10 protein-coding genes are annotated in these 14,407 nt (G+C 61.4%); all 10 read right to left on the bottom strand.

Translation table 11 applies throughout. The features are described 5' to 3' along the window. Positions 1–2: 2 nt before the first annotated feature. The 10 genes from L6D81_RS05565 to L6D81_RS05610 all read right to left on the bottom strand — a co-directional run bounded on the left by L6D81_RS05565 (position 3) and on the right by L6D81_RS05610 (position 14,135). Positions 3–1,175 (bottom strand): alginate O-acetyltransferase, encoded by a 1,173-nt coding sequence (locus L6D81_RS05565; protein ID WP_236178218.1) that lies wholly within the window; start codon positions 1,173–1,175, stop codon positions 3–5. Between the two features lie 10 nt (positions 1,176–1,185). Beyond that, positions 1,186–2,751: an MBOAT family O-acyltransferase gene (locus L6D81_RS05570; protein WP_064593528.1), complete on the bottom strand. Its 1,566-nt coding sequence runs from the start codon at positions 2,749–2,751 to the stop codon at positions 1,186–1,188. A 204-nt stretch (positions 2,752–2,955) separates the two neighbouring features. Beyond that, positions 2,956–4,080, bottom strand: coding sequence for a mannuronate-specific alginate lyase (locus L6D81_RS05575; protein ID WP_236178219.1), 1,125 nt, complete (start codon positions 4,078–4,080; stop codon positions 2,956–2,958). An 8-nt stretch (positions 4,081–4,088) separates the two neighbouring features. After that, positions 4,089–5,540, bottom strand: a complete 1,452-nt coding sequence (locus L6D81_RS05580; protein WP_236178220.1) for an alginate O-acetyltransferase — start codon at positions 5,538–5,540, stop codon at positions 4,089–4,091. Positions 5,541–5,550: 10 nt separating this feature from the next. Continuing rightward, complete coding sequence (gene algG / locus L6D81_RS05585) at positions 5,551–7,122, bottom strand: mannuronan 5-epimerase AlgG (RefSeq protein ID WP_236178221.1); 1,572 nt, start codon at positions 7,120–7,122, stop codon at positions 5,551–5,553. Between the two features lie 26 nt (positions 7,123–7,148). Next, positions 7,149–8,636: an alginate export family protein gene (locus L6D81_RS05590; RefSeq protein ID WP_236178222.1), complete on the bottom strand. Its 1,488-nt coding sequence runs from the start codon at positions 8,634–8,636 to the stop codon at positions 7,149–7,151. Then, positions 8,633–10,039 (bottom strand): alginate biosynthesis TPR repeat lipoprotein AlgK, encoded by a 1,407-nt coding sequence (algK, locus tag L6D81_RS05595; protein WP_236178223.1) that lies wholly within the window; start codon positions 10,037–10,039, stop codon positions 8,633–8,635. The genes L6D81_RS05590 and algK overlap by 4 nt, the downstream gene beginning before the upstream one ends. Before the next feature lie 9 nt (positions 10,040–10,048). Then, positions 10,049–11,218 carry an alginate biosynthesis protein Alg44 gene (locus L6D81_RS05600; RefSeq protein WP_236178224.1) on the bottom strand — a complete coding sequence of 390 codons (1,170 nt, stop codon included), beginning with the start codon at positions 11,216–11,218 and terminating at the stop codon, positions 10,049–10,051. A gap of 35 nt (positions 11,219–11,253) precedes the next feature. Beyond that, positions 11,254–12,735 (bottom strand): mannuronan synthase, encoded by a 1,482-nt coding sequence (gene alg8 / locus L6D81_RS05605; RefSeq protein ID WP_236178225.1) that lies wholly within the window; start codon positions 12,733–12,735, stop codon positions 11,254–11,256. An 83-nt stretch (positions 12,736–12,818) separates the two neighbouring features. Further along, positions 12,819–14,135 carry a nucleotide sugar dehydrogenase gene (locus L6D81_RS05610; protein WP_230735577.1) on the bottom strand — a complete coding sequence of 439 codons (1,317 nt, stop codon included), beginning with the start codon at positions 14,133–14,135 and terminating at the stop codon, positions 12,819–12,821. Between the last annotated feature and the right edge of the window lie 272 nt (positions 14,136–14,407).

Below are 14,407 nucleotides of genomic sequence, written 5' to 3' on the forward strand. Positions count from 1 at the left end.
TTTCAGTTTTGCGCCCGATCGGGCGTCTCGGATTTAGTGTTGATGGCTACGTTTTGTTGGCGAGCACCGGCTTGTTTGAGCTCTGCGACCCACTGTGGGTCGGCGTCGCCGATTTCGTTGTTCACAGGCAGATATCGTTCAGGAAACTCCCAGATCAGCACCTGTGGCGGGCTGTTCTTGAAGTCATCGCTTTTCAGGTAGCTGAGCATCGGCAGGATCGGGCCGTGGCCATCTTCGGCGTAATTGACCACGTCGCTGTTCAGCGCTTGCTTGAGCGCCCCGACGAAGTTCCAGTTCGGGTTGGCGCTGTAGCTGGTGCCGATCAGGGCCACCGGCACTTCGCTGTTGGCGAACAGGGCGTCGTCCCCGGCAGGCTGCTCGACGGCTACGGTGTTGCGCTTTTGCAGCGGTTCCTTGGCCGGCATCAGGTTTTCGAACAGCGGATCCAGCGGCAGGAACAGACGCAGGTCGCCCTTGTGCGTGACTTTCTCCGCCGGTGTGGTGACGAAGTTTTGCGGCTCGCCGCTGAGCGGGAACTTGTCGGCGATGGTCCTGGCCAGGGTGCTGGCGGCGATTTCCGCGCCTTCAGGCGTCCAGTGGGTGTCGGTGCGCAGGAACACTTGCTGACCGTTCTGCTTGGCCTTTTGCAGCGGGCCGAGCAGGTCGGGGGCGAGGATCTTGTCCGCCGCGACACGGGCGTGGAAGTCCTGATAGAGGTTGGCGTGGATGCTCGCCGGTTTCACTTCACCCAGGTGTTCCGGGTACAGGCGAGCCTTGGCCGGTACGATCGCCATCACCAGTTTCACGCCTTTCTCTTTCAGGGTCTGGCGCACGCCTTCGACCAGCGCGTAGTTGCCTTGCAGGTTCAGCTCTTCGTTGACGATCGGGTTGAATTCCTCGTCGCTGTACAGCCACTGATCGCGACCGAGCACCACGCCCGGACGACCTTCGTTGAACAGTTTGAAATCCAGCGCGGCCCAGAGGTTGGTGCCCAGACGCTTGATCGGGAATTCATCGTCGTAGTGGGTTTCCACGGCTTTGGTCCAGCGGCCGTTGAGCACCGTCGCATCGGCGTTGGTGCTGAAGCCGAAGAAGCTGCGCACCGACCACAGACCGAGCACCAGCAGGGTCACCAGAAACAGTGCGATGTAGAAGATGCGTAATGAGCGGGTCATGTCAGATCCCTCAGAACTGGAAGTAAAGGAACGGCGAGAAGCTTTGCGCCGAGAGTTTGAGAATCGAGGCGATGAACAGCAGCAGGATCAGCCCGCGCATTACGTAGCGCGACCAGTCCGCGGTCCAGTAGGCCGGTTGCACCTGGGCTTCGACGCCGACGGTGTAGCCAGGCTCGTGGATGCTCGCCGGGTTTTCGCCCGGGGCTGCCTTGATCATTCCCGGCGTCGCTGTGGCCGGGCCATTGGCCTCGACGTTGACCTCAGGTTTGGTCTTGGCTGGCGGCTGGTTGGTGTACAGATCACGCAGGCCGAAGAACGCCAGGGTCACGTAAGCCACCACCAGGGTCGCCACTTGCAGGCCGGTGAGGCTGGCCTGATTGAGTTCCGACAGCGACCAGTCGCCGAAGCTGAACATCGCGCCGTACATGCGGCCGGCAACGTGCAGGTTCTCGGCGCGGAAGATCACCCAGCCCATGACCACCAGCAGGAACGTCAGCGCCCAGCGGATCGGGTTGAGGCTGCGCGGCGCGGTGTTGAGGCCGAGCATTTTTTCGATCGCCAGCCACATGCCGTGCCACGCACCCCAGACGATGTAGGTGATGTTCGCGCCGTGCCACAGACCACCGAGCAGCATGGTCAGAAACAGGTTGCGATAGGTCATCAGCGTGCCTTTGCGGTTGCCGCCAAGCGTGATGTACAGGTAGTCGCGCAGCCAGGTCGACAAGCTGATGTGCCAGCGGCGCCAGAACTCGGTGATCGACTGGCTGATGTACGGCTGCTTGAAGTTTTCCATGAAGCGGAAACCCATCATCAGGCCCAGGCCGATGGCCATGTCGCTGTAACCGGAGAAGTCGAAATACAGCTGCGCGGTGTAGGCCAGCGCGCCGAGCCAGGCATCGCCGGTGGTCGGGTTTTGCAGGGCGAAGCAATGGTCGGCCACCACGGCGAGGGTGTCGGCGATGAAGACCTTCTTGATGAAACCCTGCATGAACCGCGTGCAGCCCTCGGAGAACTTGTCGAGGGTGTGGGTGCGGTTGTTGAACTGGTCGGCCAGGTCACGGAAGCGCAGCACCGGGCCGGCAATCAGGTGCGGGAAGATCGCCACGAACGCCGCGAAGTCGATCAGGTTGCGGGTGGCCGGGGTGTCGCCCCGATAGACGTCAATGATGTAGCTGATCGACTCGAAGATGTAGAACGAGATACCGATCGGCAGCAGTACGTGGGTCAGGATGAACGGCTCAAGTCCCATCGAGGTCATGATCGCGTTGATGCTGTCGACCCCGAAGTTGGCGTACTTGAAGTAGCCGAGGATGCACAGGTCCACCGCCACGCCGAGCAGCAGCCAGCGCTGGGCCGGTTTGGTGCGCACGCCGGCGGCGCCGACTTTCAGGCCGATCCAGTAGTTCCACAGGGTGACGCCGGCGAACAGCGCCAGGAAGTCCACCCGCCACCACGCGTAGAACACGTAGCTGGCGATCAGCAGCAGCAGGTTGCGATAGCGTTGCCCGCTCAGGTAGTACAAGCCGAGAAAGATCGGCAAGAACAGAAACAGGAACACGTTGGATGAAAATACCATCCCGATCTCTCCATGTTTGAACCAACAGTCAAGGGCCAAAGCCCCCCCAAACCCCCCACTGAAAACTGGAGAGCTACGATCGTTCCCACGTCGAACCGTCTGCGTGGGAATGCCTCTTGTGACGCTCTGCGTCACGCTTTGGGACGCGGAGCGTCCCGGGCTGCATTCCCACGCGGAGCGTGGGAACGATCAGCCGATCAGCGACTAACTGCCTTTGTTGCCCTTTTCATGGGACGGGTCGTAGACCTTGGTCAGGTCGCCGCCGAGGCGGAAGGTCTTGAACGGCTGCATGCCGTGCTTCTTCTCCAGCACATCCGGCGGGCAGGTGTAGAGGGTGCAGAACGGTTCGAGCCAGGCGAATTTCATGTCCTCTTTCAGGTCGGTCATGTCCTGTTTCTTGCCGTTCTTTTCTTCGAACTCATCCGGATCTTTCACCCCGGCCAGTACCCGGTCGCCCAGGCGTTTGAGCGCGCCATTGTTTTCCTGGCGCAGATCGACACCGTTGACCTGGGCGAAACTGGCGATCATCGCCAGCGGTGGCAGGGCGTAGTTGTGATAGGCGAGGGCGCGTTGCTGGCGCTTGAGTTCGTTCGGCAGGAAGCCGTCGGCATCGACTTGATTGGCGCCGACCTTGTATTCCTTGACCGCCCAATCGAACAGATCGCGGCGGTTGGTCGCAACCGACGTCGCCATCACCGACCACGCGGCCCAGTACGAGTGGTTGTTGGTTTTTTCCAGCGGCAGGTTGTCCCAGTCGCTGACCACCTGATCGGCCATCTTGCTGAACCAGGCTTCGATCACCTGCGCTTCCTGCTGATGCTGGGCCAGCGGATGGGAGTCGGAGAACTTCAGGCGAATGTACGAAGAGGCCATGCTGCCCAGCGCCCATTTGCGCATCGACTTACCGGTGTGGTTGAAGTCTTTCGACATCAATGCGTCGGCCTTGGCCCACGCCGTCAACCAGTTCAGCGTGCATTCCAGCTGTTCCGGGCGTCCGTCGCGCATGAACTGCATCACCCGCTTGGCGGTGCCGCGCTCCAGGGTGGTGATGTCTTTGGTGGTGTCGCGAAAGGCTTTTTCCGACTGCACGTTCAGCGTCGCGCGGGCCTTGTCCGAGCCTTCGTACTTGCTGCGAAATTGCAGCGGGCCGGTGTAGGGCGTCGGCATCGCATCACAGCCTTCGCTCTTGTCGCCGGTCTTGAATTTATCCACAGGTGCAAAGTAACCCTGAGGAGGACGCAGCGGCGCGGCGGCCTGCGCAGTGCCGGCGAAGATCGCCAGCCCCAGCAGTGTCGGCGCCAGAAGAGTGTTCAGTTTCGGATTTCGCATAGCAGACCTCATTGCCCGACCTGAGCGGTTTGTTGCCCAGCGCCCGGGAATACGTTGCGTTTGCAGATTTTCGCTTCGACTTTCTGTGGCGCGGTGCCCGCTTCCGGGCCCTGGACTTCGACCGCCAGCAGGTTTTGCGAGGCCCAGTCTTCGTCCGTGCGCAGCTCAAAGGCGAAACGACCGTCGGTTTCGGAGGTTTCCGGTTTCTCGATCTTGATGTCCTCGTGGCGACCGTTCATGTACCAGAGGGTGGCTTGCAGGGTTTTCACCGAGGTGTCGGCGAAGCGGATGTCGACCTGATGGTTGCTGTTCTGCAGGTTCAGGTTCTTGCTGTTGACCAGCAGTTCTTGTTTGCCGCCCGGCTTGAGCGTGGTGCTGGCGGACATTTGCGCCTCTTTGCCTTCGCAGCCGTTATCGAGCAGCGCCATCATCTGGCGATAGATGGTTTCCTGGTCGAGGCGGTACAGCGGCGAGAATTCCCAGATAAGGATTTTCGGCGGAGTCTTCTGGAATTCGTCGCTGCCCAGGTACTGCAGCATCGAACCTTCCAGACCGCCGCCGGGGAAGGCGACGTTGAGGATGTCGGCACCGATGGCTTCTTGGAGGAAACCGGCGAAGTTGTAGTTCTTGCCGCTGTGCGAAGTGCCGACCAGGGTGATTTGCGGATTGCCGGAGTCACCGAACAGGTCGCCGTCACCGGCTTCGCCTTTCGGCTCGGTGGTGAATTGGTCCATGTACTGGATCGCGTAACTGGTGCCGCACAATTGCCCGGCCATGTTGTGCAGGGTGCCGGTCTTGCCCATGCGTCCGGAGCGTTTGGTTTCGAACTCACGCTTGGGAATGTCGGCGAAGGCCGGGATCTGCTTGACCTTCTCAGCGACGATTTTTGCCGTGCGCTGGGCGCCGTACGGGGTCCAGTGCTGGTCGCCGCGGAAGTAGAAGTCGTGGGCGGGCAGGGTCTCCGGCAGCGATTCGTTGGTCAGCGGCGACAAGTCCGGTACCACGTAACCCATCTTGGCGAAACGGCCGAGCATGGTTTTGTAGTTGCCCAGCGCTTTCTCGTAATCGAACGCGGCTTTTTCCGCCGGGTTGAGCTTGTTGCGGTTCACCAGGCCTCGGGTCGGCTGGTAGACGATCACCAGTTCGACGCCTTTGGCCTTGAACGCATCGTGCAGCTGTTGCAGGCGTTTGTAGCCGGACGGGGTGGTATTGAACTCGGTGCGCAGGTCTTCCTGGGTCCGGAACAGCCAGTCGCCCTGGGCCTGCACCAGGGTGGTGAAGTTCTGCTGATAACGCGTGGTGTAGTTCTTCGCGTCATGGGCGGCCGGGCACAGGTTGCAGCACGGTTCAGCGGTGAACGTTGGCGCTTTCACTTCGTCCGCACGGGCGCCGTTGCTGGCCGCCAGGATGCCCACGGTCAGGGCCGACAGGCTGAGTAATTTGATCAAGTGTGGGTGCATAAAAGTATCCTCAGTCCTGCAATTCGGTCTGGCGTTCGACAGGGTCGATCAGCACGGCTTTCTGCTGGCGCACCAGCAGGTCGAGAATTTCATCCTGGCGTTCGCCGAGGATGCCGTTGAAGCTGATGCCGCTGGATTTGGTCGGCGCCAGCATCGACACGCGATACAGCTCGACACTCAAGGGCGAATCGATCGACAGCGGACCGCTGCCGTTGGCCGCCAGTTCACCGCCGACCACGATCAGCGAAACCTGGGCGTCGAACGGGTCGAGCTTGATGTCACGGTCGGTGTCGGTCAGGTCCTTGATGTGCCCGTAGACGCCGGTCAGGCCGTTGGCCATGGCGACGTTTTCGTAGAGGCGGATGTTCACGCTGTTACGAATGCGGATGCCGTGGCGCTTGTTGCTGATGACCTTGTTGCCCCACAGCAGGTTGTCGGCGGACTCGTAGAGGGTGATGCCGTCGGTGTGGTTCTTGTAGATCTCGTTGTAGGCGATCAGGTTGTTCACGCTGTTACGGTCGATCACCAGCCCCGAGAGGTGGTTGTCGTAGCTTTTGTTGTTGAAGATGAAGCTGTCGTTCACCTCACGGGAAATGATGATCCCGTGCTTCTTCTTCGTGCCGTACACCGTGTTCTCGGCAATGATCAGACCGTGGGAGCGGTCATGCGGGTCGATGCCGTAGACGATGTTGTCCTTGTAGGTGTTGCCCTTGACCACGAAGTCGCGGGTCTCGTAGCAGTAGAAGCCGTACCACATGTCCGAGAACTCGGAGCCGACGATCCAGCCGGTCGGCTCGGGACGCTTGAGCACCTTGGCCATGTTTGGCGTGTACTGGGAAATACTCACGCCGTAGGACTTACTGTTGGCGTAGCCGAAGCTGGCCATCTTGCTGTTGACGATGTAGGTCTCGGTGCCACCCCAGGCCAGCAGGAACGGACGGAATTCCTTCGGCGAACGGAAGGTCGCCGGGCCGTTTTCCTTCTCGCGCCAACCGGTGACCTTGGTGTCACGCACGAACAACTGACCGTCGTTGACCAGGAACGAACCGGCCTCCTGGGACAGGCGCAACTCCTGGGTCTGGCCGTCGATTTCGAGGATGCCTTTACGGCCGACCACGATCGGCAACTTGGCCAGGTAGACGCCCGGCGAGGTTTCGCTGAAGTACTGTTTTGGCAGTTTCTGCGCCAGCTCTTTCAGGTTCATGTAGCCGTCGTCGACGAAGATCGCCTGCGGGATACCGTGCTGACGCACCACCCATTCGGCCATCTTGTTGTCGCCGCCGATGAAGTCCTTCAGGGCGTCTTCCTGCATCATCCGGCGCACGCTGATCTTGCCCGGTTTGCTGCGCACGATTTTCGCGGCGGCGGCTTCGGCGGTGTAGCCGGAGAGGTCGGGCAATGTCGGCTTGGCCAGTTCCAGCGCTTCGGTCGGCGCGCTGCTGACGGTGTAGGTCTTGGCCTGTTGCAGCTCTTTGGCAGTGGTCACCGGCTTGGTGGGTTCCACACTGGCGAAGGCGCCGGCCGAGGCCAGCAGCATCGCGCCAGCCAGCAGGCTGAGTGAGCCTTTGCGGGCACTGTTCATGTCGGGCACTCCCTTGGCGGTCAGCATCAGAAGCGCCAGATCACGTCGATGAACGCGCGGTGCATGTACGAATCGACCTGGCTGCCATAGGCGTCACCCGGCTTGAACACACCGCCACGAAAACGCACCAGCGCCGACGGCTCGTCGATCGACTGGCTCAGCGCTGCCGGCAGCAAGCCTTGCTTGAAGTACTTGGTGACCACCAGATCCATTTCCTGGCCCAGATCCTTGTTGCCGTCCTGCAGTGGCAGCGAGGTGCTGGAAAGGATCGCGCCGGTGACGTCGTCGGTGTTGTTTTCCACGGCGTTGATGCCATTGCTGCCCACCGGCTTGTTGCCGTCCACGCGCCAGAACTTGTGGTAGATCAGGCTGGCGTCGTACTGGTCGTTGAGCATCCAGGAACCGAACAGAGTGGCGGTTTGCATGTTGTTCATTTCGCCACGGAAGGCCTCGCCGAAACGGTGTACGCGCGAACGTGTACCGGTGTAGTTCGAGCGGTTGCTTTCCAGGCCGTTCTGTTCGTAATCGGCGCTGGCACGGGCATACGCCGCACCGACCTGCCATTGCGGATCGAGGCGCAGGCGCACACCGATGTCGGTGGCCCAACCGTCGACGTTGTCGCTGCGCTTGGCCTGGGCCGGGCGGGTGCCATCGGCGTTGAGGGCGTTGACCGTGTCGCGGTCGCCGCTCATGCCGGTGATGCTGCCCCAGTAGTTGACGGTGTTGGTGTTGCGCCAGTTGTAGGCGTCGCTGTCGGCGGTCAGGCCGAGCCAGCTGATGTCGCCGTTCTGGGTTTTATCCAGCGAGTCGCGCGGTACGCCCGGTTCGGCGTAATCGAGTTTGCCGTCGTCGTGGGTGTGGTGACCACGAATCCCGACCCATTGCCCCGGCGTCCACTGGTAAGCAGCATCGGCGTAGGCGTGCAGGCGATCCTTGTCTTTCGGTGCCAGCTCTTTCAAGTCGGTGCGGTATTCGCTGAAGCGTTCGGCGACACCGGCGTTGGCGCGCAGCAGGGTGGTGTCGAAGGTCCAGTTCAGGGCTTCGATGTTGGTGTCGCGCCACTGGCCGTCGTCATTGCGCAGACGCTGGCGACCGAACTTGAGGATCTCGCCGGGGTAGGGCGTCAGGCCGCTGTAGCCGACCCAGAACTCGCGCATCGCCAGGTAGTTTTTCTTGGTCTTGCGGTCGCCGTTGTCGGTGGTCTGGGTGCCTTCGCTGTCGGACTGCTGCAGGGTGTCGGTCTCGATGATGTCGGTCGAGGTCACGGCCTGGCCCATGGCGTAGGCGCTCCACGCGCCGCTTTCGCCGTAGACCCACGGGCGCAGGTCGAGGCCGAGGCCGTTGACGTCGCCGCCGCTGGCGGTGCCGAGGTCGCGGTCGTCTTCGGATTGGCCGGTGATTTTCACTTCGAGGCCGAAGTTCTTCGATTCCGTCATCGCGGCCAGGGTCGGGCAAGACCAGATCAGCGCGAACGTGAGGCCAATGCCGGCCTTCACAAAGGGATTCAATTTCATAGTTTTTCCTCGCCGTCTTCTTCTTGCAGGGCGTGCAGTTGCAGCGTGTTCTGGTTCAGGGCGCCACGGGCCGCCTGTTCCTGTTGCAGCAGGCGCCGGGCTTCGGCCAGACGCTCGGGCGGCAGTTGCGCGGCGAGGGTGGTCGCCAGCTCATCGGCTTGCGGGGTGTTTTGCGCCTTGGCCAACTGGCTGAACACGTAGGCGTTGACTGGGTCGGGCTTGGTGCCCTTGCCTTGGGAAAACAGCTGGGCGATGGCGAAGTCGGCGCTGTTCTGGCCGTTGCGCGCAGCGGTCAGCAGATGGTCGAGGGCCTTCTGCGGATAGACCTTGCCCAGGTAGCCACGGCGGTAGATCTGGCCGAGGTAGTAATCGGCGGCGACTTCACGGCCGAGGGCTTTCTGGAAATGTTCCTCGGCGACTTTGGCGTCGGCCGGGACCAGTTTGCCTTCGTAGTAGAGCTTGCCCAGCAACAGTTCGGCGCGCGGCTGGTCGGCGGCGCGGCCGTTGTCCAGGTACTTCATCATCTGGTCGACGTCGCCCAGTTCCGGGAAGTCGTAGAGCAGTTGCGCAAGGGTGACCCACGACGCCGGGTAGCCCGGAGCGATGGGCTCGAGCAGCGACTGCGCGGTTTTTTCGTCGGTCTTGCCCAGGGTCGAATCGGCCAGCACACGGGCCACCGAATCTACCCGTTGAGCGCTGACGGTGCCGCGGCTGTAACCGGCCTGCAGTTGTTTGATCAGCTCGGCCTGTTGCTCCGGCGCGCCACGTTTCTGATAGACCGTGGCCAGTTCGACGTAGCAGATGTCGGTGGTGTTGAGCGCGGCCTTGCAGATCTTTTCCACGTCATCCAGGTGCTGGTCGTAAGTGCCCTGGGTGCGATACAGCAACACTTGGGCCAGACCCGCTTCCGGGTAACCGGATTTGCGCCACTGATCGATCTGTTGCTGCGCGTTGATGTTCGGGAAGCTGTGCGGGTATTGCAGGTACAGCATCGCGAGCGGGATCAGCGTGTTGCCTTCGCCACTGGCGGCCGCTTTCTTCAGCAGGCTTTCGGCTTCCTGATGCTCGGCTTCGGTGGAGCCGGGCTTGGCCACCAGCAAACGGCCGAGTCGGGCCTGGGCACGCGGCGAAACACTGGCGGCGGCGCGGTAGGTGGCTTCGGCCTGTTTCATCTGTTCCGGGTCGCGGCTGTCGACCTGAATATCGGCGAGACCCACCTGGGCTTCGCTGTAACCCAGATCGGCCAGCGCACGGTAGTTCTGCGCGGCGGTCGCGGTGTCACCGCGCTTGAGCGCTTCGTTGGCCAGACGCTGGTCGGGCAGGCCGGCGCAACCGGCCAGGGCGATTGCCATGGCCAGCGTCAGCGGGACCGGCAGGATTCTGATAGGGCTCGTCACGGGCATGTCCTCGACTTAAAGACCGGCAGCCATGGCTTTGTCGATCAGCCAGTTCAGGTTCGGACCACGGTCGCTGTTGACTTCCACCGGGCGGCCGGCGAAGCGACTGTCCAGCGGCTCGTCCGGCTGGATCTGCACGCGGATGTCGGAGGACAGGTCGGCGCTTTTCAGGCTGGTGCTGCTGACGATCTTGCCGGTGCGGGTCTTGTCTTCGCCGGCGATCTGGAAGCTCACCGGGGTGCCCGGACGCACGTCGCCGAACTGGCGATAGGAGAAGCGCGCATCGACGGTGGCCTGGGTGTTGCGCGGCACCAGTTGGAAGATCACGTCGCCCTTGCTCGCGTACTGACCGTCAGCCACCAGTTGCTGGGCCACGGTGCAATCGCAAGGGGAGGTCAGGGTGCCGGTCATCTGTTTGCCGAACAGTTCTTCAACCTTGGCCGGGGACAGTTGATCTTCTTCCAGGTGACCTTTGAGTACGTCGAGCATGCTGGTGCTGAAAGTCGCCAGTGGGGCGCCCTTGGCGGCAATGCCGTCGGATTTGACCAGGCTCTGTACGGTGCCGTCGCGCGGCATGGTGATGTTCATCCCCGGCACGCTGACCAGACCGGCCTGCGCATGGCTGACGAAGTACATGCTGTACACCGATTTGAAAATGAACCCCGCCGCCACCAGGCCGACCGCGAAGATACCGGCGCTGAACGTCACCGCTTTCAGACGCCCGAACGGGGTCATGCCGGAGTCGCCGTCCTTGACCTTGCGGGCCTTGGTGAAGTTGTCGCGCTGCAGGGTTGCCAACACTTCGCCGATGCTGACGATGTCGCCGGCCAGGTGCGAAGTGATCAGGTGGCGCAGGGTGGAAATGTCCTGCGGCTCCAGGTTCTGGAACTGGCAGCCAGCACGACCCGTCTGGCGGTCGTAGGAACGCACTTGCAGTTCAACGTCCATGGCCAGGCCGAGGTTGTCGATGACGAACTGCAGACGCGCCTTGTACACCTCGCCGACGGTCAGCGGCAGTTGTCCGGCGTTGAACGCCAGACCACCGGCGGACAGGTCAAGGACCCGCGCTTCAACCGGAGTCCGGTCGGGGCCGAAGAAACGCAGCTTGGCCGGGATTTTGACCCGGGCGTGCTGACGCTGGGCTTCGGATTCATGCACTACGTTGGCGTTGACGGCGGTATTCATGGGGGCGATTTCCTTGTTAATTCAATAGGGGCAGGTCAGACCATCAGCAGCAGCACGGCGACGAAAATGCTGCCGGCGGAGAAGGTCATGGTCCGAGACGACCAGGTGTTGAACCAACGTTGAAAGCTGGCGAGATCACGGGTCAGGGAAGTGGGTTGGCGAGTCCAGGATTGTTGGTCGAGGCGGAAGAACACGTAGATCTTCACCAGCGCACCGACGATCTGGTTGTAATAGAGAATCGCCGGGTAGGCCGGACCGATCCGGTGACCTGAGCACGACAACAGCAACGTCAGGATCAGACGGGTGATGCCGATCCACAGCAGGTAAACCAGGATGAACGCGGTGCCGTACTTGAAGCTGGCGATGATCGCCACGGTCAGGCCGAGCAGCGAAGTCCACATCGATACGCGCTGGTCGAACAGCACCACCGAGGTGAAGGCGCCGAGGCGTTTCACGCCCAGGCCCAGCGCTCGGGAGTTCTGGCGCAGGTTGTTGCCGTACCAGCGGAACATCAGTTTGCGGCTGGCCTTGATGAAGCTCTTTTCCGGCGGGTGTTCAACGGTGTTGATCGCGGCGTCCGGCACGTAGAAGGTGTCGTAGCCCAGACGCATCAGGCTGAACCAGCTCGACTTGTCGTCGCCGGTCAAAAACTTGAAACGGCCCAGGCGCCAGTGTTGCAGCGAGTCGCTTTCAACGTCGGCGATGAATTCCGGGTTGGTGACCACGGTGGCGCGAAACACCGACATGCGCCCGGTCATGGTCAGCACGCGTTTGGACAGGGCCATCGAGCACATGTTGATGTGGCGCTGGGCGAAACGCAGCTTGTGCCATTCGCTCATGATGTAGCCGCCGCGCACTTCGCAGAACTCGTTGGTGGTCAGGCCGCCGACGTTGCCGAACATCTGGAACCACGGCACGGTTTTGCGCACCACGCCTTCGCCGAGCACGGTGTCGCCGTCGATCACGGCCACCACGGCGCGGTCGTCCGGCAGGTGACGGGAGATTGCGCGGAAACCATAAGCCAGGCCATCACGTTTGCCGGTGCCGGGGATGCGCACGAAGTCGAGTTTCACGCGGTCTGGCGGATTCATCCGCGCCCACAGTGCCTTGACCAGCAGCTCATCGGACATTTCGACGATGGAGCAGACCACGGTGGTCGGCAGTTCGCAGTCGATGGCTTCGCGGATCACCGAGCTGTAAACCTGCGCGGTGGTCAACGCGTCGATGCGAAAACTGGTGACCATCAGAAACACATGGGACGGGTCCGCCGCCTTACCCAGCTTGCGAACCTTGCGGCGCAGGTGCGGGTAGACGATGTAGAGAAAAATCATGCCGCGCACAAAGTGCGTGGCACCCATCGAGTAGCGCCAGATACCCACGGCGCCAATCAGGAAAATGAAGTCCTTCGACTCGGAGTCGAACGTGGACGTGGGCAGCATCAGGGCCAGGCCCATCAGCAGGCTCAGAAACAAAAGCCAGCCGGCGGATTGCAGAAAAAAATGTTTGAGCTTGGACATGACCGTCATCCGAAGGTGATGGGGGCTTCAGGCCGCCCGCCGATTCACGGCGTGCGGCTTGAAGCTCGAGGCTTGCTGCTGCGTTACCAGCAGATCCCTTCGGTACGGCTACCGGCGCTGGTGGCTTTGGACATGAAGCCCACCAGGTCGATCACCTGCTTGCCCTGCGGCGCTTCTTCGGCCAGGGCGCGGAACTTCTCGTCGCGGTTGCCGAGGATGATCACGTCGGAGTTGTCGATCACCGAATCGAAGTCCGCGTTGAGCAGGGACGATACGTGCGGGATCTTCGACTCGATGTAGTCCTTGTTCGCGCCGTGGACACGGGCGTACTGGACGTTGCTGTCGTAGATGCTCAGGTCGTAACCCTTGCCGATCAGCATCTCGGCCAGTTCCACCAGCGGACTTTCGCGCAGGTCGTCGGTGCCGGCCTTGAAGCTCAGGCCCAGCAGGGCGACTTTGCGTTTGTCGTGGCTTTCAACGATGTCGAAGGCGTTCTGCACTTGCGATTCGTTGCTGCGCATCAGCGAGTTGAGCAGCGGCGCTTCGACGTCCAGGGAGCCGGCGCGGTAGGTCAGGGCGCGCACGTCTTTGGGCAGGCACGAACCGCCGAAGGCGAAGCCCGGGCGCATGTAGTACTGGGACAGGTTGAGGGTCTTGTCCTGGCAGACCACGTCCATCACTTCGCGGCCATCGACGCCCACCGCTTTGGCGATGTTGCCGATCTCGTTGGCGAAGGTCACTTTGGTGGCGTGCCAGACGTTGCAGGTGTACTTGATCATCTCGGCGACGGCGATGTCCTTGCGGATGATCGGTGCGTCGAGTTCTTCGTACAGCGATTGCAGAACGTCACCCGAAGCCTTGTCGAACTCGCCGATGACGGTCATCGGTGGCAGGTCGTAGTCGGCGATCGCGGTGGACTCACGCAGGAACTCAGGGTTGACTGCCACGCCGAAATCGACGCCGGCCTTCTTGCCGGAGCAGTCTTCGAGGATCGGGATCACAACGTTTGCCACAGTGCCCGGCAATACGGTGCTGCGCACCACGATGGTGTGGCGGGTGGACTTTTCACGCAGGACAAAACCGATCTCGCGGCATACCGCTTCGATGTAATTCAGTTCCAGGTCACCGTTCTTCTTGCTCGGCGTACCGACGCAGATCATCGACAGGTCGGTGTCGCGAATCGCCTCGGCGAAGTTGGTCGTACCGCGCAGACGACCGGTCTGGATACCTTGCGCCAGCAACTCACCCAGACCCGGTTCGACAATGGGAGATTTGCCAGCGTTGATCATGTCGATCTTGTCTTTGGCAACATCGACGCCCACCACGTCGTGGCCCCGAGCAGACAGGCAACCGGCACATACTGCGCCAACGTAACCCAAACCAAATATGCTGATGCGCATCGCAATTACCTCTGTATATATCAGGCCTTAGAGGGCCGGAGTTAATGGTGTTCAGCGTTTTTAGTGCACTCGAAAGTGTGACTTACAGGCGTCACAATGCCGTGTGCAGGCATACTTAAGTTCCGAGTGTCTAAATAAGTGCACTCAAGATGTGCGCAACCAGGCCTTGTTGTTATGACGTGCCCTGTTATGCAGCCGATCCTCTTTGGAGAAGACGCTTGTGCAATCGTCTTGCGCGCTCGATGTCAGGACGAAAGTCCAGTAAATCAAGC

This window comes from Pseudomonas sputi, assembly GCF_021603585.1.
Classification (GTDB): Bacteria; Pseudomonadota; Gammaproteobacteria; order Pseudomonadales; family Pseudomonadaceae; genus Aquipseudomonas; species Aquipseudomonas sputi.

Bases quoted from the DNA above. Each gene is read 5' to 3' on its own strand.
- alg8 (WP_236178225.1), bottom strand. From the start codon at position 12,735: ATGTCCAAGCTCAAACATTTTTTTCTGCAATCCGCCGGCTGGCTTTTG.
- L6D81_RS05575 (WP_236178219.1), bottom strand. From the start codon at position 4,080: ATGCGAAATCCGAAACTGAACACTCTTCTGGCGCCGACACTGCTGGGG.
- L6D81_RS05600 (WP_236178224.1), bottom strand. From the start codon at position 11,218: ATGAATACCGCCGTCAACGCCAACGTAGTGCATGAATCCGAAGCCCAG.
- L6D81_RS05610 (WP_230735577.1), bottom strand. From the start codon at position 14,135: ATGCGCATCAGCATATTTGGTTTGGGTTACGTTGGCGCAGTATGTGCC.
- L6D81_RS05565 (WP_236178218.1), bottom strand. From the start codon at position 1,175: ATGACCCGCTCATTACGCATCTTCTACATCGCACTGTTTCTGGTGACC.
- L6D81_RS05590 (WP_236178222.1), bottom strand. From the start codon at position 8,636: ATGAAATTGAATCCCTTTGTGAAGGCCGGCATTGGCCTCACGTTCGCG.
- L6D81_RS05570 (WP_064593528.1), bottom strand. From the start codon at position 2,751: ATGGTATTTTCATCCAACGTGTTCCTGTTTCTGTTCTTGCCGATCTTT.
- algG (WP_236178221.1), bottom strand. From the start codon at position 7,122: ATGAACAGTGCCCGCAAAGGCTCACTCAGCCTGCTGGCTGGCGCGATG.
- L6D81_RS05580 (WP_236178220.1), bottom strand. From the start codon at position 5,540: ATGCACCCACACTTGATCAAATTACTCAGCCTGTCGGCCCTGACCGTG.
- algK (WP_236178223.1), bottom strand. From the start codon at position 10,039: ATGCCCGTGACGAGCCCTATCAGAATCCTGCCGGTCCCGCTGACGCTG.